This window comes from Deinococcus aquiradiocola, from assembly GCF_014646915.1.
In the GTDB taxonomy this organism is placed as follows: domain Bacteria; phylum Deinococcota; class Deinococci; order Deinococcales; family Deinococcaceae; genus Deinococcus; species Deinococcus aquiradiocola.
Window position 1 is genome coordinate 1 of record NZ_BMOE01000004.1, and the last position, 20,763, is coordinate 20,763.

The following is a 20,763-nucleotide window of genomic DNA, read 5'->3' on the forward strand; positions in this document are numbered from 1 at the left end:
GGCAGAGAGGTGGCCCGATAACCCGAGCGCCGGTGGCCCGATCAGCTCAGCACAGGTGGCCACGTCGACTGAGCGCGGGTGGCCCGAATGGGTGAGCATACGCAGACTCGGCAGGTCCGGGCCGACCTGAGTCGTCCCCTGAGCAACCTGACGCTGATCAGCCGTTCAGCCGCGTGACTTCCGCTGATTTCCCTGGGAGCCTGAAGCTCTCGATCGGCATGCGTGTCGAGTACCGCGAAAGAAGCTGGCAGGTCACGCACCTGGACGGTGTGGAGGTCAGGCTGACAGATGGGTCCGGCCAGGTGGAGACACTGCCATTCCATCGGTTCACCGAGCTTCCGTCGATCCGAAGGATGGTCGACCAGCATCGGATAGATCAGCCGAAAACCTTCAACGGACACCTAGATGCAATATTTGACTCGTTACCAGCAGAGCTGAAAGCCGAAGCCCTGGAACGCTTGGCGCAGTTACACGAGGCTCTGACAGGATTCCGTTCCGGGGACCCCACCCGTCCTGAGGCTAATGAGCCGCAGGCACAGTACGACCCGTCACGCCACACAGAAGCTGCACGTTTCAAAGCCAAAGCAGCAGAGTTAACTGCACAGAAGATGAAAGTGTCTGCCCGTACCCTCCGGTTCCAGCGCGACGAATACCAGCGCCGCGGCCTGCTCGCCCTGGTCGACGGCCGCAAACTCCGGAGCAGCCTGCCACTGGGTCGGCATCCCGTAGAGGTGATCCAGACTGCCAAGACTGTGATCAGCAATGCCACGAACGCCCCGACCGTTACCAGACAGAAGCACGTGGGCGACATTCAGCAGAAGCTGAAGGCCGACATGAAAGCAGGAAAAGTACAACTGCAGAAAGGGATTCCTTCATACTCGGGCATCGTCCGGCTGCTCGACCGGCTGAGCGTCAAACAGTACACCTACGGCTCAGCCAAACTTCGAATGTCCATGGCAGGTCGTCCACAGCGGATGTACCAGATGCTGATGCCGACGCGTGTCGGAGAGTACGTCGTCATCGACGCAAGCACATACGATGTCTGGGGGTTCGACAGCATCACCGGTAAGAAAGTCAGGCATCGACTGGTGGTTGCCATCGATGTCTTCAGCCGCTGCATCCTCTCAGCAAGATTCTTCGAGAATGACCCGAAGGGAATTGACGTCACGTTCATGCTGTACGACATCATTGCGCCGAAGGTCGCACCATCCGACTGGCCGGAACAGGCGATGCTGCCGTACATTGGCATCCCCGAATCTTTGAGCCTGGAACTGCACGGGCTCAAGCCGGGCACCCGCCTGAAGGGAATCCCCTTCGCCCGCCCGGACAACCTGACAATCGACAACGGCAAGATCTTCGTCAGCAAGGTCTTCGAGAGCGCCTGCGAGCGGCTCGGCATCAGCCTGATCATCGCGCGGCCCTATACCGGTAATGACAAGGCGCACGTCGAACGCTTCTTCGAGACGGCACGCGACGGCTTCTGTATCCACCTCCCCGGATACACCGGCAACAATCCCATGAACCGCGGCGCCAATCCTGAGGCGGACGCGTACTACTTTCGACATGAACTGGAGGCTGAATTTCACCTGTGGCTTTCGAGGGTGTACCACGTACGGCAGCATGCGGGGTTGCGGGAGCACGAAGTCCCGGCAGTGGAGCACACGCCAATCGAGAAGTTCCGTGCAGGGATCAACGCTTCCGGATACCTGCACGTCCCCAACGATCAGAACCTGTACCAGCAGCTGCTCGAGACGGAATGGCGCAAGATCCACGCCTACGGCGTCGAATGCTACGGCATCTATTACGACGCGCCAGAGCTGACGCCGTATCGGAACACCTCCTGCACTTACAGCATCGGGAAAGGTGGCAGATGGCCGTTCAAGGTCGACCCGAGGGATCTGCGTTACATCCATTTTCAGCTTCCCGACACCGGGGCCTGGATCCGACTCACCCGGCGTGACGCGAAATTCGCCGACATACCGTTCACGGCCTTCAATCTCCAGCTCGCCCGGGAGAAGGTGATTGCTGAAGGCGGGAAGGTTCGCAGCCACAACGACGTCTCAGACGCACTTGAAGAACTGCTTTCCAATCAGCGCACACAGGTGGCGCAGAACAGGGCGCAGCGTCGGCGGGAAGTGAAGGCGCTCCATCAGTTTGAACGTGCTCTGGCTGATCAGGGCCAGCTCAGTCAGCAGGAGGCTGCCAGCCGTGCCATGGACGTGGCTGAAAGACTCCAGAACCCGGAGACGCCCGAGGTCATGCTCAGACCGGGTAAGGGCTTCGGCAATGTCGACGAGCTTGAGCGCAATGTCGCCAACGTCTTCGCCAGGGGTGCCACGTCCTTCTGGAACAGCGATGAGGAAGAAGAATGACCAGACGCGCAAGCAGCCGGACAGTCAAGCTGACGGAACCTGTCAAGCTGACAGGCCTGACCACCAGAGAACTGATCACGAACGTTCGGGGCTGGCGTAACTTCGTGAACCGCCCTGTCCCAGCACGTCCAGTCCTGCCGAACAGGCGAACCCGGAATGCCTGGAGCATGTCTGAGCTCAAGGCCTTCAACCGCTCGCGGCACCTGTACCACGCGACCTGTCCGCCCATCGCCACGCCAGACCTGCAGGACTTTCACAGCCAGATGCTGCTGCAGATCGAGCGGAATCTGGACGGCGATGACGGTGCCTGCCCGGGCGGACTGCTGGACGGCCTGGGCACCCTGGGAAAAACGACCATTCTCAAGCACCTCGGAAAACGGTTCGAGCAGCAGTTCATCGAGAATTACCCGGCTGAGGATGCAGAACAGCAGGACCTGGTCATTCCCGTCGCCATCGTCACGATGACCTCCGGAGCGTCTCCCAAGGACCTGAGCCTGAGCCTTGCCCGCTACTACGATCTGGTACTGCCTGACAACACCAAAAGTATCACCAGAACGGACATCACGGCAGCCGTGATCAGGGCAGCCCATCTGCACCAGACCAAGCTGATCCTGGTCGACGAGGCGCACTTCATCGACATGCGCACCGACGCAGGCCAGCTGGCGAACAACCACTTCAAGCAGCTGATGAACGATACCGGTGCCACCTTCGTCTTCGCCGGGATCGACTGCAAGGGCTCCGGGCTGCTGACCGAAGGGCTGAACAATCCCCGGAAAAGCCAGATCGGTGGGCGGCTGATGTACCGTGCCATCACCCCGATGACCCTGGACAGCGAGGCATGGACCGGGGTTCTCACGGACATTGAGAAATTGCTGGTGCTCGGGAACCTGCCGGCCGGCACGCTGCACGTCGGGCTCCGGGATTACCTGTATGCGCGGACCGGTGGTTCGATCGGCTCCCTGATGAACCTGATCCGCAAGGCTGCACGCGTGGCAGTGGACAGTGAGACTGAAACCATCACCGAAACGATGCTCAGCAACATCGCGCTTGACCACAATGCGGAGATGGGGAGGGAGGCGCGGACACCCAATGTTTCCCGCAACAGGACGACTTCTGGCCGCAAGGCCACCAGTGAGGAAACGACAGGTGGGGCAAAGTCATGATTCAGGAACTCGTGCCGATCCTCAGCAGAACCCGGCCGATTCCCGGTGAGGCGTTGAGCAGTTACCTCGACCGGTTGTCCGCGCATATGCCACTGGCCGTTCCGCTGACGGCCCTGTACTACCGGCTCGGCCTGCAGGAGTCTGAGCGCGCAGCGGACGTGCCGTCCGCGATCGGCATCACGCTGACCCCCAGACAGCTGAAGGACGCGGCGCACGTGTTGCGGCTGCCTGAGGTGGACATCCGGCGCATGCTGCTCTCCCACTACGACGGAGTGGCAGTGAACTTGACCGGGCTGGATCCTGAAGACTCGCAGAGCCTGCGGCGCACTGGCATGCGCGAATGGGCGTACATGGTCGGGTCGCACTACTGCCCGGCCTGTCTTGCGGAAGATCAGGCGTGGCGGGTTGCCTGGAAGCTGCCGTTCTCGTTCGCCTGTGAGCGTCATCAGGCCCTGCTGAACGATACCTGCCCGCTGTGCGCCCGCCGGTCCGGCAATGTCCGCGAGGACCTCGGAGGGGCGTCCAGCTACGCAACAAAGAAGCGCACGCCGGGCTTCTGCATGAACCCGCCGGCCACCGGTGTAGCCGACCAGGGAAGGAATGCTGAGCCGTGCGGCCAGAACCTCGGCGCGGTGCCGCAGCTTGACCTGGCGGACAGCCTGCGGCTGCTGGGCACGCAGAGGCACCTCAACGGGGTGATGGAGGCCGGAGTGGACGCCAGGTCAGGTCTGCCTGCGCTGGCGTATTTCCAGGCCTTACGGAGCCTGTGCGCCCTGATGCTGTACGTCGCGGAACCGGCAGATCTGGGAGAGCTTCCGGAAACGGTGCTGAAGGTGTTTGCCGACCGGGCCGAGGAGCGCAACCTGCGGCTTGACCAGCGCCGGGAGAAGCGGGCTGAGGGCAAGGTCTTCGGCGGACCGGCCATCCACACCTACGGTGCCGTGCCGACCAGCGCGGGACTGATGGCGGCCATGCTGCCACAGGCGGTTGAGATTCTGACCCCGTCCGTGTCGGGAAGTCTGGACGCCCAGGAACTGTCCGAGAAGCTGTTCCCATTCATCCAGCGACTGCGGGACCGGGAACAGAACAAGCTGCGGCTGGTCTCGAAAAATTTCAAATTCACTGGAGCACTGCTGCAGGGCTTCAACCGGACGCTTGATGACCAGTCGGGATTCAACCACCGTTTGGGCCTGAGGTCCCGCCACGCTCACAGCAAGGCCGGGTACGCCTTTACCGCTCATCACGTGCCGCAGCTGCTGTGGGAGAACGAGTACCGGACGAACTTCGCGCCGCTGTTTCAGGAGACCGACATGATGGAGTCCACGCTCCGCCGGGTCTGCAGCGCGGCTCTGGTGCGGCTCGGCGGTCAGACGGACTGGCAGGGGGCGTGCAGCGCCCTGGAATTTCCTACGACTTTCGCGACGGGGGCCTGCAACAAGGCGATGGGCGTCCTGAATAATCTGCAGAACGGCGAAGCGTTCGCCAGGGCGCTGCATGATCTGGCCGCCCGCCTGGGGGCACTGCCGAGCAAAGCCAACTTTCATGCCCGGCGCTTTGAGCTCAGGGAGTTCGTCACGATGAGAAGCGCTGACTGGGATGATCTGGTGTTCGAAACTTCGGCCAGGCCGACAAAGAACACCGGAAAACGGCGACACGCTGCGGTGTTCATCTGGGAGCAGGTGACGGGCGGAGATTTCAGACTCGCACCGGCTCTTCGGGGCATGAGCCCCGGTCCTGCCAGGGACATGTACATCCGGTTCCTTAAACAGGACCTCGGGACGCTGGGACCGGCGCTGATGGACCGCGCCCACCAGCTGGCAGCGTTTCTCGATGCCGGACACCCCGAACTGATGCTCGACTTCCCGAAGTAAAATGACAGGGCGCCGCAGATCAGGAGCGGAAGTTCCTGGCCTGCAGGCCCGGTAATGGTAACGGTCTGAATAGAAGTCTGGATCACTGCCATAACCGCCACTGCCAGTCGTGCAACATGCCGCTCGTGGTCGATCTTCAGACGGCATACCTCTGCCAGCCAATGTCTGAATTTCGTGTGGCCCGGTGAGTCCCTGCAGCATATCGGGGCTGTTAACGTCTGAGACCAGCCAGACGCGGTGCAAGTTTTCGTGCGATGGTTTCGCCGAGGCGCGTTAACTCTGTCCAGGCGTGGGTCCTGCGGGCAGGGTCCCGGGCCAACTCGATCAGCCTGACGAACTCGGCGGCGTCTCTGACGGCGATCCGTCCACCGATATGCCACTCAAGTCCGGTGCTTGCCCGGGTGTAGGCGAGTACCTGATTTTTTGGCATGTGTTCGAGCAGCAGCGCTGAGAGCACTTTCTGCAGCGCCGGATCCTTCATGGCATTCGGATAGGGCGTGATGCCGCGCTGCACGGTGGAAGAGTTCTTCGACCTGCCCGCTGACTTAGAGGACGCAGAGGCGTCTGAACTGGTCGAGGTGATCAGATGCACCTTGCCGTCTGGGCTGACGGAGATAAGCGTACAGAGCGGGAATGGGGGATGGCCCGGGAAGGCGCGAACCTCTCCTTCAGGCCAGCTCCGAAACAGCATGCCCTCTTTCGTGCGACCGGCGATGAAGCCCAGTGTGGGCTGCTTCAGGGGGGGCCAATGATGCACTTCATTCTCGCTCGCTTTCAGAGCCGTGAAAATATCGCGGCGGGACAGGGTGGCCGGCAGTGAAGAGAAACAGCTGTGCCGTGTCAGCACGCGGTCCCAGCTCTGCTGAAACACACCTACCCGGTCGTCCAGAATTCGAATCAGGATGGCCTGCCGACACTTTCTGCAGCGCGACGGCACGTGGAGACCGGCCGGCAGCTTCAATCGATTGCTCAGGGCCTTCAGCAGCTGGATGGTCAGGAATCGCTGTTCGTACGCGTCTGCCAGAACTTCAGCCGGGATCTCGAGTGTAGTCACGTAGTGCAGATGCCGTTCAGGGTCGGACAGCTCGTCGACGAGTGCATGGAACCAGCTGAACTGCTCGACCGGTATGTGACTCAGGAACCGCGCCGGCTGCAGACTGCTGCTGTCGCCCAGCCAGGCCGGTGCCTGCAGGCACTGATGCTTCGGCCAGGGGCGCCCCAGGTCGTCGAAAAGCACCACGCTGCCGTGCCGGTTGGCATAGATGTAGATCGGCTGACCACAGTACCAGCAGTCGACCGGGATGAGGAAGGTCTTTCCGTGCATCACCGCAAGAGAACTCAGCTGATGGTGGTAGAACGAAGCGCCGTATCCGCCAGACGAACCTTCACCGCCCCAGCCACAGGTGCATCCCGGAGGATGATTGTTGGCGTTACACATGAAGTGGCTCCTTTTTCGGGAACGGCGAACGATCAAGCAGTCGGGTGAGAAGCGCTGGTACGATCCTACACAGGTCGCAGCCGTTCGTGGGCCACAGGTGACACCGGTCCAGTCACTTTCGGGAGTGAGGCTAGAATCTGTGCATGATCGTTGAACTTGCGCAGCGGATCGCAGGGAGAGCCTACGAACTCGATCCAGGTGGGCTGCAGAAGACCATGACCCGCCTGGGGCTCGAAGGGTGGCCCGAGGCCATCCAGCACCTGCAGTTTCAGGAGATCGGAACCGGAGGCGGCTGTAGCCTGCTCTCAGCCTTCCTTCAGGATCCTGAAGAGCATCAGGTCATCATCACGGATGGTGAGGCAGGCATTCCGTCCAGCCCAGATCGGTTCTGGCTGGCAATCGTGGATGCAGAGGACACGGAAATCTTCAGCGTCTCAACCCTCTCTCCGTCCTGAACTTCTGTCCCGCCGCAGGTACGGTGGTCACATCACCTCCAGTTCGGTCTGCTGGTGGCAGAATTGGATGGTGTTTTCATTCCGTGCCGCCATTCACACCTTCGAGATGCACCCCCTCTCGGACCCGCCCCTGATCAGACGACTGCAGGACACGCATCTGTCGGTGTCCTGCAGGAAAACCTGTGCAAGGATGGCAGCGTGAGTGCTCCAGTCCGTGATGTGCCCCTGCCTCCTGCCGAACGTGCATGGAATCCTCTTCCTCAGATGGGCGGCCGTGGACTGCATGACGGTTACCGGGGGCAGGTACTCAGTGCGGCCGACCGACGCTGGCGTCAGACCATCGAGCGGTTCATGATCTCTGAGGGCTTTTCGGCTCCGGAAGCCCGCGAACGCCGTCACCGGATCGAGCAGGACGTGACGACGCTGACCTCTGCCCTTGAAGCCCTGTACGGTACCCGCAGCCTCGGCAACTTTGCTGACCCGGTGGCCGAGGTGATCTTCATGATCCTCTCGAGGCGCGGCAAGATCACAGCTGCCCTCCGGGTCATGGATGAACTGCTGGGGATGCCAGGCGGCCTTCGGTCGATCCTCAACATGGATCTCGCTGACCTGGAAGAACAGTTCCGTCCGCTTGGCTTCCAGACCCTGAGGGCCCACCAGACCCGGGATGCCATTCAGCACCTGGAGCAGCGGCATGGGCTCGATCAGGTAGCCACCACCCTGGGAGCCATGACTGACCCCGTGCTGCTGCAGGAGCTTGAACTCATTCCCGGAATCAGCCGCAAGACTGCACTGTGCGTGATGCTCTACTCCTTCGGGCGTGATGCCTTTCCCGTGGACGCTCACACGGCCCGCATCCTGCAGCGAACTGGGGTGCTCGATGCAGCGGGACTGAAGCTCGGCGGGCTGGACCAGAAGCAGATTCAGCTGCTGGTCGAAGAGACGCTTCCCCCATCGACCCGTGGCAGCTTCCATGTCAACGCCGTCCACCATGGTCAGACACTCTGCCTGGAGCGCGACCCCCGCTGTGGCACCTGCCCCCTTCAGCTGCTGTGCCAGACCGGGCGAGAACGTGCACGCGTCATGGCCGAGGAGAGGGAACACCTGTCGCTGGTGGACATGTTCTGTGGCGCGGGCGGGCTCTCCGAAGGCTTCCGACAGGCCGGATACCGCACCGTCCTCGCGGTGGATGCCGACGAGCACGCCATGCGCACCTACCGGCTGAACCATCCCGAGGTGGACGAGGCAGCCATGCTCTGCAGGGACATCCGTGGGTTCCGGGATGAGGCCGAGGAGATCAGGGCCATCGTCGGGGACCGACAGATTGACGTGCTGGTGGGCGGACCACCCTGCCAGGGCTTCTCCCGAGCCGGGCTCCGCGCGAAGGCTGCACACGGGGCGCCACAGGCCACCGACGACGACCGCAACCACCTGTACCAGGAACTTGTCGATCTCCTCGAGGTGCTGGAACCGCGCGCCATCGTGATGGAAAACGTCCCGGGCATGGCTGAGGTCCGGTATGCCGACGGCACCACCTTCGTGCAGGCCGCACAGTCGGCCATGCACGCGGCCGGGTACGAAACCTGCACCTGGCTGCTGAACGCCGCTGCTTACGGTGTGGCCCAGGACCGCATCCGCAGGATCATTGTCGGTGTCCGGGGTGGTCCTGCGCCCACCGAGCCCCCACCGCCGGTTCGCCGTGCCATGTCCACAAGTCACAGAGAAGACACCCGCAGCGACGACATGAATCTGCCTGAAGCCGTAACCCTGCTCGAATGCATCGGGGATCTGCCGACCCTCGGGGCAGCTCAGGGCGTCAACATTGCAGGGTTCCGTGGCGGCCTGCTGACCGGGCATGTCTCCCGTTACAACAATGCCGAGGACCTAGAACGCTTCCGTGAACTCCGGCCGGGTGAATCGTACCGGAAACTGGTCGAACGGTGCCCTTGGCTCGAGATCTACAGCACCGAAAGCTTCCCGGACAAGTTCTACAAGCTGCCCGGGGACCGTCCTTCACGCACCATCGTGGCTCACCTGCAACGCGATGGGAACGGATTCGTGCACCCGGCCCAGCTGAGATCAATCACCCCACGCGAGGCGGCGCGGCTGCAGAGCTTTCCGGACAGCTACCTGTTCACCGGTCCATTCACGAAGGTATACCGGCAGATCGGCAACGCCGTGCCGCCACTGATGGCAGAGGCCATTGGCAGGCATCTGAAACAGCACCTTCTCCAGCTGGACCTCGCTGAGGAACAGTGAGTCTGATCGAGGTTCTCCCGCATCCGGCGGGAACTCTGGTGGCACTGTCCGGCGGTGGATACACCCCGCACGCAGCGGTGGCTGACCTGATCGATAACGCCATCAGCGCCGGGGCAAAGGTCATTTCCCTGCACCTGGACATCTCCGGTGAAGGAGTACTGTCTGTTGAAGATGACGGGCGCGGCATGGATCAGGAAACCCTGACCGAGGCGATGCGCGTCTCGACGGGCTGGGGAACGGTGAGAGCCGATGACGACCTCGGACGCTTCGGCACCGGCATGAAGGCCGCGGCACTGCACCTCTCAGAAGTCGGTCGTTTTACAGTGTCGAGTGCCGCAGCTGACGGTACCGGAACTGCCATCACGATGGATCTACGGCAGATCGAGAAAGAAGACCGCTGGGTGGTTCACCGGGAAGATCGTATGAGCCTGAAACGGGGAACCCGTGTCGACATCATCGGCCCGCTGTTTCCCAGGCGGCAGGAGGAGGCGTCAGCGGGCCTGATGGCCCTCTCCGGGCACCTGCGGGTGACCTTCGCAGCACAGCTGCAGGGTGGTCTGAAGATCATGCTGCAGGGCAAGTCCCTCGAACCCTGGGCGCTCTGCACCTCTGACCTTCCCGGCATGACCTCCATGAGTTCCCGGCCTCTGAAGGGCAGGGTTCGGGTGACGCCATTCATCCTGCCGACCGATACCGAAGACCCGATGGTTGAAGGACCCCTGGGCCGGCAGGCACACGCAGGCTTCCACGTCCACCGCAATGGTCGCGCGATCGTGTCCGGCGGCTGGCTTGGGATGAGTGCCGGGAAACGCGGCAGCGGAGAGCGAAACCGGATCCGGCTGCTGGTGGAGATCGGTCCGGAGCATGACGACCTCTGGAAGGTCACGCTGCCGAAGTCAGGCTGCACCCTGCCACAGATGTACCGCAAGCCGCTGAAACTGCTGCTCGACGAGGTGCTGAGCCGGGCCGGTCGGCAGCGGGCGGTGAGGACGGATGTCGGAACACGCCGGCGGAACCGGGAGGCCTGGACGAACGACGGATTGATCCGCCGTGAACATCCGCTGGTCAAAAAGGTCTTTGAACTGTCGTCAGATGTCGCGGCCGTGGAACAGCTGCTGGCAGTGCTTGAAGGGGGACATCAGGATGGCTGAAGGGCAGGAACTGAAACAGATCGATCAGGCCGTGGCGGTCACCGTGAGCATGCTGGAGGCATTCCATAAGGCCAGTGGCCTGACTCCGGGAGCACCACAGGTTCGACAGCAGGCCGCAGCGGCACTCCAGATGCTCGGCCTGACGGACAACCTCCTCGAGGAGGTTGTCCGTCAGGTGGAACTCAGCCAGGACACCGCACTGGACGGCCTGTTCGTCGTGCCGGCCGTGGTGAGCACCGAGGGCGACGATCCACCGGTCTGGGAGCCCGCGACAGACACGCCACTGGCCCGCCGGTACCTGAAGCTCCTCGAGAAGGAGGGCTGGCCGGTCGACGCCCGCGTCAGGCTGGGCCGCACCACCCGCTCCATCCTTGGCCGCTGTGGAAATCCGGCAGTGACAGCGCCATGGGATCGCCGCGGCATGGTGGTCGGTGACGTCCAGTCCGGTAAAACCACCAGCTACGTGTCACTGATCTGTGCGGCCATCGACGCCGGGTACCGGAACATCGTGGTGCTGGGTGGCCGGACCAATGATCTGCGGCACCAGACGCAGGAGCGCGTGGACCTCGGGGTTACCGGACGGGAAAGCAGCCGTTCGCCCGGCACGAAGCCGAAGATCGGTGTGGGACTGATCGAGGCCATCCCGGGCCTGACCACTGTTTCACTCACCACCCAGGATCACGTGGGTGGAAAGGCCGGTGGAGACTTCAGCACAAAGAAGGCGAATATCGATTCTGTCTCCGGGGACAACATCTGCATCATCGCGGTGGTCAAGAAACATGCCGACATCCTCAACAAACTGACGGGCTGGTTCACCGGTACCGGAAAGGGTGAGGCCGGGCCACTCCTGCTGATCGACGACGAGGCAGACGACGCCTCGATCGACACCAACGAGCCGGGTGAATCCCCGACCGCAATCAACGCAGCCATCCGTCTGCTGCTGGAGAGCGTGAAACAGAGCAGCTACGTGGCGTACACCGCGACGCCCTATGCCAACGTGATGATCGACCCGGAGGACGGAGACAAGACACACGGTGACAACCTCTTCCCCCGGAACTTCATCGCACTGCTGACCGCACCACCATCCTATTTCGGTGCCCGGAGATTCCTCTCCAGGGTCGATGGCACCGAGCAGCTGGTTGAAATCGAAGACACCGGAGACTGGATCGGGAAGGACAAACTCGGAAACGTTCCCGACTCGCTCTGCGAGGCCATCCGGGAGTTCGTGCTGGTCAGCGCCGCGCGCCGCGTTCGCCGGGCCAGGGAGCAGCGTCCCCGGCAGCATGAGACGATGCTGGTGCACGCCACCGTGAACAACTCCACGCAGGTGCAGGTCGAAGAACAGATTCAGACCGAGGTCGACCGCCTTCGGGCCGGCTGGGACTTCCCGGTCGGCACCGCCGACGTGCGTCAGGAGTTCGAAACGACCTGGAAGGCTATGGAGAAAAATCAGGTACCGGCTCTGGCCGTCAGCTGGGAGGAACTGCAGAACGACATCAGTGGCGTGCTCGAGAAACTGACCGTCGAGCTGATCAACGGCGTGACCAAGAAGAACCTGGACTACCGACGGGCAACCGGCGGCGCCCTGACGGTCATCGCGGTGGGCGGGCTGAAGCTGTCGCGCGGGCTGACCCTCGAGGGCCTCACGACCAGCTATCACACCCGGACGACGAAACAGCACGACACGTTGATGCAGATGTGCCGCTGGTTCGGCTACCGGACTGGTTACGAGGACCTGTGCCGTCTGTACAGCACCGGCGACCTGCTGCGGGCCTTCAGGGAGGTGATGGAGTCCGACGAGGAGCTGCGTGAGGAACTTGAAGACATGGCGTCGCTGGGTGCCAGCCCGATGGAATTCGGCCTGCGGGTGCGCACCTCGCCGGGCATGACCATCACCGGCCGGAACAAGCTCAAGCACGCCGTGACCGTCCGGGACGCACTCGCCGGGAAGACGCTGGAAGTCACCCGGACTTCCCGGGCAGACAGCAGTTTCAACGACGAGCTACTGCAGAAGCTGGTCTCTTCCCTCGGAGATGGCCACCGTACAGACAGCCTTACCTGGGATGGTGTGCCCTGGACTGTCATCGAGGAAACACTCGAACAGTTCCGGGAACTGCCCAGCACCGTCGGCCTGAACGGGAAAATCGCCCGGGCGTTGTCGTACATCCGCTCCGCCCAGAGTGCTTCGCCGCCCCGACTGCTGACTTGGACGGTCGCCCTGGCCGGGCTGAGGGAAGGGAAATTTGACCCTTACGGCGGGCAGCAGGTCATTCGCGTCAGCCGGACACCACGAAAAGACGAGGACACAGTACTGAACTTCGGGGCGATCAGTGATCCGGCCGACGAACATCTCGCGCGGGGCGCTTCAGCTGAAGGAAAAACCCGCAAGCAGATCAAGCAGGGGCGGCCGAAGGACGAAGGCCTGCTGATCATCTATCCCATTGCCACCTCCGGGTCTGGGGAAACCATCACCACGAGCGGTCTGGCAATATCATTCCCGGAAGATAAAGACATGAAGAAACGGACGTACGTGTTAAACCCAATTGCGCAGTTGCAGGAAGCGGGGCACCTGTGAGGCCCGGCGATATCTGGCCGCTGATGAATTCGGCAGGGGGGCTGGTGATGCGGGCCTCCCTGCACCTGGGCGAGCAGGCCAGCCTGATGTGCCTGCTCGGCGGCGATGCCGGAAACGGGGAGATCGCGCTGCGCGTTCCTGCAGAGGTGGATCTGCGCACCCTGATGGCCGACTGGGAGGGTCTGAAGGTCACCCTGCTGGCAGACGGAGGACAGCCCGGACAGCACCTCCTGCGGATTGCCCCGGCAGACGAGGGGTACCGCGACCTTTACATCCACCTGGCGGATGACCTTCACGATCACCTCGAGCAGGTGACACAGCCTCAGGAGGCAGCGAAGGTGCTGCTCTCGCGGCTGAGGCTGTGGGCCGGCTTCCTGCGGCGCGGTGGACGCCCGCTGGATGCCCGGACCATCCGGGGCCTGTTCGCGGAACTGATGGCCCTCGAACAGCTGCTGATACCGGCGATCGGCTGGGAGGCTGCCCTGAATGCCTGGTCTGGACCGTCTGGAACAGCCCAGGACGTGATCACCGACCGGCTCGCAATGGACGTCAAGGCCAGCCGCCAGGACGACGCCATCGTGACGATCAGCAGCATTGAACAGCTCGACCCGCCAGGCAGCAGGACAGTCCGCCTGCTGGAGGGGGTGGTCAGTGAGGGCCATGGCGAAACCCTGGCAACCCTCGTCAGCCGACTGAACACTTCGGCCGGTGCGGCAGGCTGCGCACCGATGTTTCTGGCCCGCCTGCGGCAGATGCAGATCACTCCATACGGCCTTCAGGATACTGATGGACAGCCGATGACCCTGAACCAGTGGAGGGTCCACCGCGTGGATGATCCCGGTTTCCCCCGCCTGATGCGTTCAGATGTTCCGGCCGGCCTGGTGAGCGCCAGCTACCGCATCGACCTTGCACGGTCTACCGCGCCGCCAGGCAGCCTGGAGGAGATAACCGAAATGCTCAGCCCGTCCATGTCTACCCCACTCGCCGGAGGTGTGCAGTGACCCTCCAGACAGGACCGTCTCCGCTGCGCAATTTCGCCATAGAGATTGAGAAGCAACTCGAAAGCGACGCGATCAGAGACGGAAATTCTACCGACGAAGCCTTGATGCAGATGTACGTCCTCCAGCTCCAAGAAGTGGGTCAGTGCCCCGACCTCACCTGGGTCGACCTGAACGTGACCGGCAGCAAAGGGCAGCCGGGCATGACCGTTCACGGATGGGGCATCGACACGGACAGGCGCCTGCACCTCGCCGGTATCCTCTCCCCGAAGCAGGCGGTACAGGACGAGAACCTTCCATACGTCTTCGGCCGTAAAGAGGTCAGTGACACCTTCGGAAAACTGGTCAACACGGTGTCATACCTGAAGGACGGGAAATTTCTGGCTGACGAGAAACACCATCGGATCGCCGAGATGGCCACGCAATGTCGCGATCTGCTCGCCGAGCTTGACCCTGAAGTGGTGTTGCATCTGTTCACCACCGGCCATGTGAAAGGAGGATTTGCCAGCCACAACCTCAGCGGGGTGCTGCTTTCCAGCTACGTTCACGACATCGAGTGGCTGCAGAAGCAGCAGCAGGACGACCCCACAGATCAGCTCGACCTCCGCGATCAGCCAGGTGGCGGTCTCCCCTGCCTAGTGGCAACGCGCTTCCCCGACGGAGACCCACAGGTGATCCTGACGGTGCTTCCAGGTGAACTGCTGGCAGACCTGTACGACCGCAGACGGGATGAACTTTTGCGCCGCAACGTCCGGATCTATCTGCGCAGCAAGATGAAAGTCAACCGGGACATGGCAGCGTCAGTACGCGCAACACCGGGACTGTTCATTGCGTTGAACAACGGAATCTCTGCTGTGGCAAACAGTGCGAGCTTCAGCAGCGACTTCTCGCACATGGAAACGCTCAATGACCTGCAGATCGTGAACGGGGGACAGACAACCGCCACGATTCACGAGGTGTGGAAAGACCGCAACAAGAAGGCAGATATCAGCCAGTTGCGTGTGCAGGCGAAGATCACCATCATCCGCGGCGAGAACGGCGCGGAGGACGAGTTGGCCGAGCAGCTGGCAATCAGCGCCAACAGCCAGAGCAAAGTCACGGCCAGCGACCTGCTCTCCAGCGATCCTTACGAACGAAGCCTAGAGAGCATCTCACGCGCCCGCCGGTATCCCACAGGCTCTGTAGAAACTGGCTGGTTTTATGAACGGGTCCGTGGACAGCATGCCGGGGCTCTGGCCTTCGATGCCCGACAGGAGAAGGTTTATCCGCGTGATCAGGTCATCGACAAGTCCAAAGCCGCTCAGCTGCTGCTCGCGTGGAGGGGACTGCCCCACCTCGCATCTCTCGGAGGTGAAAAGGCGCTGAAAGCCTTCAAAGATGATCTGAAGAAGGATACACAGATCGAGGAAGCTGGAGGAAAAGTCAGCGAGCAATATTTCGATACCCTGGTAGGGCTGGCCGTCATCCGGCGCGAAGCAGAGGGGCCGATCGCCGCGGAGATCAGCATGAAGCCGCCGCTCGGGCATTACCTGCTGGCCTGGCTGGCCGAACACCGTGCCAGCTCCATCAACCTGCAGCAGGTCGCCCGGACGGGAGTGCTCTCCAATGAGCTTCTGCACACCATCCAGAAGGTCACGCCGTTGATCTCGAAGGTCATGCGAGCTCACCCTGAGAGCGTGCCCCACGAATCCGAGCGTCCGAAAAGAGCCGGCTGCTGGGAAGAGGTAAAGAAGATCGTCCTGCCGGAAGTTCAGCCTGTCCTCCCCGGCGCAACCAGAAGCTGGACACGGGATTACAGCCGACAGGACTGGCAGGCCGCAAAGCGCTGGGTGCAGGGAACCCGCAACGCCCAGCTGCGCGACCGCATCATCAACGCCTGTCGAATTGTGGAGACCGGAAAAGGGAAGGCGAAGAAAGCGCTGCTTGACGCTGTCATGAAAGACGCCATTGCGAAGGGTTTCAAACCCGATCTCGGAGCGGTGCAGATTGGAGACCCGGTTTCGGAGGTTTCCTGAACACAGCCAAAAGTCGCTGCCGGATGGCAGTTTGCATCTGCACACGTCCATCGCAAAACTGACCGCGACAGATCCCAGGTGGCCTGTTCATTGAGAATCCAGTTCTGCATCGCTGACAATCATCACCTGCAGTATCCGGCCCGGTGCTCTGGTTTTAAGCTGGTGCAGGGTGGCGATGTGGAGGCTACAACTCCGCTGGCTGCAGTCTATGCCTCAGTTCAGCTCGTTGCCCCTGCCATTCCGCCTCGTCCAGCGGTCCTTTCGGCTCCGCCGCCGCTGTAGACCTGTCAATCGGGCACGCCTCACGGGGCAGGATAAGGTTCAGGTTGGTCGTCAGCCAAGCGAGCCGTTCAGCGGAGTCTCCAGAATGGGACGCGAGAGGCGCGATTGCATAAGCTGAAGGCAAGTTATGCACTACGCTGTAAGTGGCAAACTATCTTGATTTTCTCGGCCGTTATGCATCTTTGCCAGTGCTCTCTCGACGCCGTGTTCATCAGGGGCAGCTGGCAAACTAGATTGACGTCCTACAGAAGGCATAAGCCTTCCAGGTCGTACCAGTCCGTAGGGGGATGCCACGCGCATCCCCTTTCTCATCGCCCGGTACCGACCGGGTGGGGCCAGAGGATTTCTCTCCATCCTATTCGTATGCCGGGCCGTTCGTGTCTGCCGGGTCATACGGTTTTGATCCGATTCCAGGGATGCCGGAAGCAGCACCGACATCCCTTCCATCTCCTCCAAACCGTATTTATCTGCACTCGCTTCGCTCGGCTGAACTCTACAAGTTCAGCTCAAAACCGTATCAGTTGATGTCGGTGCGGGTGAGGGGTTTGCCTTCCTGTTCGGCGGTGAGGTCGCGCAGGATGTGGCGGGCGAGGGCGGTGAGGGCGTCTTCGGCGATGTCGTGGAGGGTGAAGGTGCCGTGCGGGCCGTACTGGCCTGTGAAGGTGCCGTCGCCTCGGCGGACGCGGATGTACAGTTCGAGGAGGCCGAGGCGGTACCACGCGGCGTGCCAGCCGCCGAGGGGTGGGGGGCGGAGGCGGTTGTCGGGGTCTTCGGTGTGTTCGAGGGAGACGTTGTTGACGGGGAGGCCCGGGCCGTTGGCGTTGCGGAACGCGTGGTACAGGGCGTTGAGGAGTGCTTCGCAGGCGCGCGCTTCGGCCTGCCGGGCGCTCAGGGTGGTTTTCAGGGCGCGTTGCAGGGCGTCGAAGTCGCTGGACACGGGTTGATTAGTACCACGCCGGGCGTGGTATGGCGGGGGGCGTCACGCGAAGTACCCGAGGACGTCGATGAGGGTACGGACGTACTCGTCGGGCTTCAGGCCGCGTTTGCTGACCTTGACGCTGGGCGGGAACGGCGTGACCTCGGTCTTCTGCGGGAAGCGGCGGAGGGCGGCGGCGTCGTAGTCGAGGCCCTTGTAGCTGAAGGTGATCTGGAGGTCCGTCATGGTCTCGCCGACGCTGATGGCGCGGCGGGCGAGGGCACTGAGGCGGAGTTTGGCGAGGTCGATGAAGTTCTGCACGTCGGGGGTGGGCGGGCCGAATTTCTTGCGGAGGTCGCGTTCGACGCGGCTGATGGCCTGCAGGGTGCGCGCTTCGGAGAGGCGGCCGTACGTGGCGATGCGTTCTTCTTCGCCGGTCTTGCCTGCGAGGTGGTTGCCGTGTTCGGTGGCGAAGTATTCGGGGGTGAGGCGGGCGTTGACGGGCAGGTCGATGCTGACGGTGGGGGGCGTGCCGAGCGTCTCGCCTTTGAGTTTCGCGACGGCTTCGGCGAGCAGTTCGGTGTACACCTCGATGCTGACGGCCTGCACGTGGCCGTGTTGTTCCTCGCCGAGGATGTTGCCGACGCCGCGGATTTCCATGTCTTTCTCGGCGAGGAGGTGGCCGCTGCCGAGGTCCTGCAGGTCCGCGATGGCCCAGAGGCGGCGGGCGGCGTTCTCGGTCATGCGGGGCGGGTAGAAGAGGTAGGCGTAGGCGTCGCGGCTGCGGCGGCCGACGCGTCCGCGCAGCTGGTACAGCTGGGCGAGGCCGAGGCGGTCGGCGCGTTCGATGAGGATGGTGTTCGCTTCGGGGATGTCGAGGCCCGTTTCGACGATGGTGGTGCTGATGAGGACGTCGAAGGCGCCTTCCTCGAAGCCGAGCATTATCTCTTCGAGTTCGTCCTCGTTCATGCGGCCGTGCGCGACGCCGATGCGCGCTTCGGGCACGAGGTTGCGCAGGTACAGGCTGCGCGCGCCGATGCTGGCGATGCGGTCGTGGATGTAGAAGACCTTGCCGCCGCGTTCGATCTCGGAGAGGATGGCGCTGCGGACGGTGAGGGGATCGAAGGGCGCGAGGATCGTCTGGATGGGGCGGCGGCCCCTGGGGGGCGTCTGGATGCTGCTCATGTCGCGCAGGCCGACCATGCTCATGTAGAGGGTGCGGGGGATGGGCGTGGCGGACAGGCTGAGGACGTCCACGGCGCGCACGGCCTCGGGGACGTCCATCTTGCCGTCCTTGAGGGCGGGGAGGCCGCTGAGCGCGCGGAGTTTTTCTTTCTGGCCGACGCCGAAGCGGTGTTCCTCGTCGACGATCATCAGGCCGAGGTTCCCGAAGCGGATGTCGTCGCTGAGGAGCCGGTGCGTGCCGATGATGATGTCGACCTTGCCTGCGGCGAGGTCCGCGAGGATGGTGCGGGCCTGCCGGTCGCTCGTGAAGCGGGAGAGGCCTTCGACGCGGACGGGGAGGTCCTTGAAGCGTTCCATGAAGGTGGTGGCGTGCTGTTCGGCGAGCAGGGTGGTGGGGACGAGCACGGCGACCTGTCTGCCGTGCCCGACGACGCGGTGCGCGGCGCGCAGGGCGACTTCGGTCTTGCCGAAGCCGACGTCGCCGGACACGAGGCGGTCCATGGGGTGCGGGTTCTCGAGGTCCCTGAAGGTGTCCTTGAGGGCGCGTTTCTGGTCGGCGGTGAGGTCGAAGGCGAAGTTCTTCTCGACCTGTTCGTCCCAGTCCTGCACGGGCGGGAAGGCGTTGCCGGGCGTGACCTGCCGCGCGGCGTACTGCACGAGGAGGCGTCCGGCGACCTCTTCGGCGTTCTTGCGGGCGCGTTCCTTGGCGCGCGCCCAGTCTTTCTTGTCGAGGCTGCTGAGGGCGGGGGGGTCGTCGGTGGTGCCGGGGTGGCGGCGCAGGACGGGCAGCTGTTCGATGGGGAGGTACAGGCGCGCGCCGCCGCGGTACAGGATGTTGAGGTAGTCGCGGGACACGCCGAGCACGGTGCGGGTTTCGAGGCCTTCGAACTCGCCGACGCCGTGTTCCGGGTGGATGAGGTAGTCGCCGACGGCGAGGCCGAGCGCGTCCGTGACGGGCCGCCCGGTGAGTTTCTTGCCGCGCAGGGCGCTGCCGCCCTGGAAGCCGTAGACGAGGTCCTCGGTGATGACGACGACGCGTTCCTGTTCGAGCGCGAAGCCGCCCTCGCCGCCCGCGCGCAGGAAGCCGAGCTGGCCCTGCGGGAGTTGCGGGACGGTGAGCCACGGGACGCTGGCGTCCTCCCCGAGGAGTTTCTGCGCGAGGTACGTGGCGGTGCGTTCGTGCCGCACGAGCAATAGCACGCGGTAGTCGGCGTCCTGCCATTCGCGGATGTCGCGCTCCAGGTCCGAGAGGCGGGCGCGGTAGAAGCCGAGCGTCTTGAGGTCGGTGCTGGCGTCCGGCAGGTCGAGGGGGGAGCGGCCGAAGCTGGTGACGTCTCCCCCACCGGCGAGGCGGGCGCGCAGCTGCGTCCAGAGGGTGTCGGTGAGGACGCCGAGGCTGGACGCGTAGAATTCGGGCGCGTCGAGGAACACGCGGCCCGGCAGGAGTTGCAGGCGCGTGGCGTCCCAGCGGGTGGCGCTGAGGTATCCGTCGGCGGGCGCGAGGGTGTAGTTGGTCAGTTTGCGGCTCGGTTCGCCGGGCACGAGGCTGCGCAGGGTGTCGAGTTCGTCACCGAAGAACTCGGCGCGCAGGTGGTCGCCGTTCTGGGCGTGCAGGTCGAGGGTGTCGCCGCGCAGGCGGTAGCCGGGGCCGTCCTCGCCGTCCTGCAGGGGGTCGTACCCGAGCGTTTCGAGGCGTTCTTCGAGGGCGGCGCGCTCGTGGCTGCCGCCGACGCGCAGGGTGAGGGCGTGGTCTTCCGGGGTGGCGGGGAACAGGTCGAGGGCGGTGTTCACGTCGAGGATGACGTGCTCCTGCCGGTTTCCCCAGTCGTGCAGGCCGGGATTGACGGTGACGGGCGCGCCGAGGGCGGCGGTGGTGGCGTACGTGTCCAGCCGGTCGGGCGTGGTCAGGAGGATGCAGGGGCCCTGGTACGCGGCGAAGAGCGCCATCCGGGCCACCTGCGGCAGCAGTGTCAGGGTGCCCTGGGGCGCCTGTGGCATGAGCCGGGCCAGCGTGGGTACGGATGAGGGTTTCAGGGCGGTCACAGCCCGGATTGTACAGGGTGGGCCGGGCCGGTCATTGCGC

Annotated in this window: 12 protein-coding genes; 9 read left to right on the top strand and 3 right to left on the bottom strand. The window is 63.3% G+C overall.

The window, feature by feature from the left end; all coding sequences use genetic code 11:
* Positions 1-173: 173 nt before the first annotated feature.
* From IEY33_RS07270 to IEY33_RS07280, 3 genes are all read left to right on the top strand, one after another.
* Positions 174-2,372 carry a TnsB C-terminal domain-containing protein gene (locus IEY33_RS07270; RefSeq protein ID WP_188961743.1) on the top strand — a complete coding sequence of 733 codons (2,199 nt, stop codon included), beginning with the start codon at positions 174-176 and terminating at the stop codon, positions 2,370-2,372.
* Positions 2,373-2,539: 167 nt separating this feature from the next.
* Positions 2,540-3,535, top strand: a complete 996-nt coding sequence (locus tag IEY33_RS07275) for an AAA family ATPase (protein ID WP_188961746.1) — start codon at positions 2,540-2,542, stop codon at positions 3,533-3,535.
* Positions 3,532-5,406 (top strand): TniQ family protein, encoded by a 1,875-nt coding sequence (locus IEY33_RS07280; protein WP_188961748.1) that lies wholly within the window; start codon positions 3,532-3,534, stop codon positions 5,404-5,406. The genes IEY33_RS07275 and IEY33_RS07280 overlap by 4 nt, the downstream gene beginning before the upstream one ends.
* 211 nt (positions 5,407-5,617) lie before the next feature.
* Here the strand turns inward: IEY33_RS07280 and IEY33_RS07285 are convergent, their stop codons facing one another.
* Positions 5,618-6,844, bottom strand: a complete 1,227-nt coding sequence (locus IEY33_RS07285) for a hypothetical protein (RefSeq protein ID WP_188961751.1) — start codon at positions 6,842-6,844, stop codon at positions 5,618-5,620.
* Positions 6,845-6,987: 143 nt separating this feature from the next.
* On the opposite strand from IEY33_RS07285, the gene IEY33_RS07290 reads away from it, so the two are divergent.
* The 6 genes from IEY33_RS07290 (at position 6,988) to IEY33_RS07315 (ending at position 16,297) form a co-directional block, all read left to right on the top strand.
* A complete protein-coding gene (locus tag IEY33_RS07290; protein ID WP_188961754.1) occupies positions 6,988-7,299 on the top strand; it encodes a hypothetical protein in 312 nt (103 codons plus the stop codon).
* A gap of 198 nt (positions 7,300-7,497) precedes the next feature.
* The gene (gene dcm, locus IEY33_RS07295) at positions 7,498-9,558 is read left to right on the top strand and encodes a DNA (cytosine-5-)-methyltransferase (RefSeq protein ID WP_188961756.1); all 2,061 of its coding nucleotides are present in this window, start codon (positions 7,498-7,500) and stop codon (positions 9,556-9,558) included.
* On the top strand, positions 9,555-10,709 hold the full coding sequence (locus IEY33_RS07300) for an ATP-binding protein (RefSeq protein ID WP_188961759.1): 1,155 nt from the start codon (positions 9,555-9,557) through the stop codon (positions 10,707-10,709). Before dcm ends, IEY33_RS07300 begins: the two co-directional genes overlap by 4 nt.
* Positions 10,702-13,284 carry a Z1 domain-containing protein gene (locus IEY33_RS07305; protein ID WP_188961762.1) on the top strand — a complete coding sequence of 861 codons (2,583 nt, stop codon included), beginning with the start codon at positions 10,702-10,704 and terminating at the stop codon, positions 13,282-13,284. The genes IEY33_RS07300 and IEY33_RS07305 overlap by 8 nt, the downstream gene beginning before the upstream one ends.
* Before the next feature lie 47 nt (positions 13,285-13,331).
* Positions 13,332-14,285, top strand: a complete 954-nt coding sequence (locus tag IEY33_RS07310; RefSeq protein WP_188961765.1) for a PD-(D/E)XK motif protein — start codon at positions 13,332-13,334, stop codon at positions 14,283-14,285.
* Positions 14,282-16,297 (top strand): AIPR family protein, encoded by a 2,016-nt coding sequence (locus IEY33_RS07315; RefSeq protein ID WP_188961768.1) that lies wholly within the window; start codon positions 14,282-14,284, stop codon positions 16,295-16,297. Before IEY33_RS07310 ends, IEY33_RS07315 begins: the two co-directional genes overlap by 4 nt.
* 799 nt (positions 16,298-17,096) lie before the next feature.
* On the opposite strand, the gene IEY33_RS07320 is transcribed toward IEY33_RS07315, so the two are convergent.
* Positions 17,097-17,516, bottom strand: coding sequence for a hypothetical protein (locus IEY33_RS07320; protein ID WP_188961770.1), 420 nt, complete (start codon positions 17,514-17,516; stop codon positions 17,097-17,099).
* A 42-nt stretch (positions 17,517-17,558) separates the two neighbouring features.
* A complete protein-coding gene (locus IEY33_RS07325) occupies positions 17,559-20,678 on the bottom strand; it encodes a DEAD/DEAH box helicase (RefSeq protein WP_188962357.1) in 3,120 nt (1,039 codons plus the stop codon).
* Between the last annotated feature and the right edge of the window lie 85 nt (positions 20,679-20,763).